Consider the following 938-nt stretch of genomic DNA (forward strand, 5'->3'; position numbering starts at 1 on the left):
CGCAAGAGCGATGGCGAGCCCGGCGTCAAGACGATCTGGCTCGGCTTGAAGGATGTTCACGTGGCGGCGGAAACGATACGCGCGCTACGGGGAATTGGCGCACTGAACACTTGTGTATAACGAGGTGCATTCAATGGCATCCAAGGTGCCCTGTTTGATGTGACGCGTGATGGCGTCAAGGTTCCCTATCTCGGCGCACTCGTCAAACGCGCAGCGCCAACCGCGAACGATTATTTCCTGTTGAAGCAGGGCAAGACATACACGCAAAAAGTCAAGTTGTCGCAGTTGTACGACATGAGCGTTACCGGCGACTATATGATTCGGTATCGCGCCACTAACGTCAATTTGTTGTCCAATGATGTCAATAACAAGAATTTGGCTGCATCAAAAGTTGATTCGGTGCAATCTGATGTCTTGACACTGTTCATCAATGGTCAATTGCCACGCGGAACGACGGCCTCCAGACAGTCGCCACTGTCGCCACTGTCGCCATCATTGGCCGGCAGCTTGAGCTACAGCAATTGTACCGCCACACAAAGCAGCATAATCGGCACCGCTTTTAGCGCCGCGCGTGGCATGGCTTCGCAAGGCGCTTCCTACTTTGCGGCAGGCAATGCCGATTTGCGTTACAAAACATGGTTTGGCAACTATGACGCCTCCCGTTACGCGCTTGGGAAAGCCCATTTCACGTCAATCCAGGATGCTTTCGTGAACCAGCCGGTCAACGTCAACTGTACTTGCAACCCGGCCAGCGGTGACCCCAACTCGATCTATGCGTATGTGTATCCAAGTCAGCCATATAACATATATGTTGGTGATTAGCGCTGATCTTCAGCTAACCGACACCACGCTTCGGTTCGGTTGCCCGTGGCGACAGCAGCGTACAAGAGGCGCGTCAAGATGGTCGACAAATCGAAGCGCCGGTTAAATCGATACTG

At 53.3% G+C, this 938-nt stretch carries 2 protein-coding genes and 1 pseudogene; 2 read left to right on the forward strand and 1 reads right to left on the reverse strand.

All coding sequences use genetic code 11. The features are described from left to right. Together F1735_RS36035 and F1735_RS38395 are read left to right on the forward strand one after the other, a co-directional pair. Positions 1-120, forward strand: a 120-nt coding sequence (locus F1735_RS36035) for an IS4 family transposase (protein ID WP_222853092.1), incomplete at its 5' end; no start/stop codon positions are given. 39 nt (positions 121-159) lie between these two features. Beyond that, the gene (locus F1735_RS38395) at positions 160-822 is read left to right on the forward strand and encodes a M35 family metallo-endopeptidase (RefSeq protein WP_167241415.1); all 663 of its coding nucleotides are present in this window, start codon (positions 160-162) and stop codon (positions 820-822) included. Here the strand turns inward: F1735_RS38395 and F1735_RS33855 are convergent. Next, positions 819-938: pseudogene (locus F1735_RS33855) on the reverse strand (IS1595 family transposase); the annotation flags it as partial. The gene F1735_RS38395 and the pseudogene F1735_RS33855 sit on opposite strands and share 4 nt — an antisense overlap.

It is taken from the genome of Massilia genomosp. 1 (genome assembly GCF_011682185.1).
Classification (GTDB): domain Bacteria; phylum Pseudomonadota; class Gammaproteobacteria; order Burkholderiales; family Burkholderiaceae_D; genus Telluria_A; species Telluria_A rubra.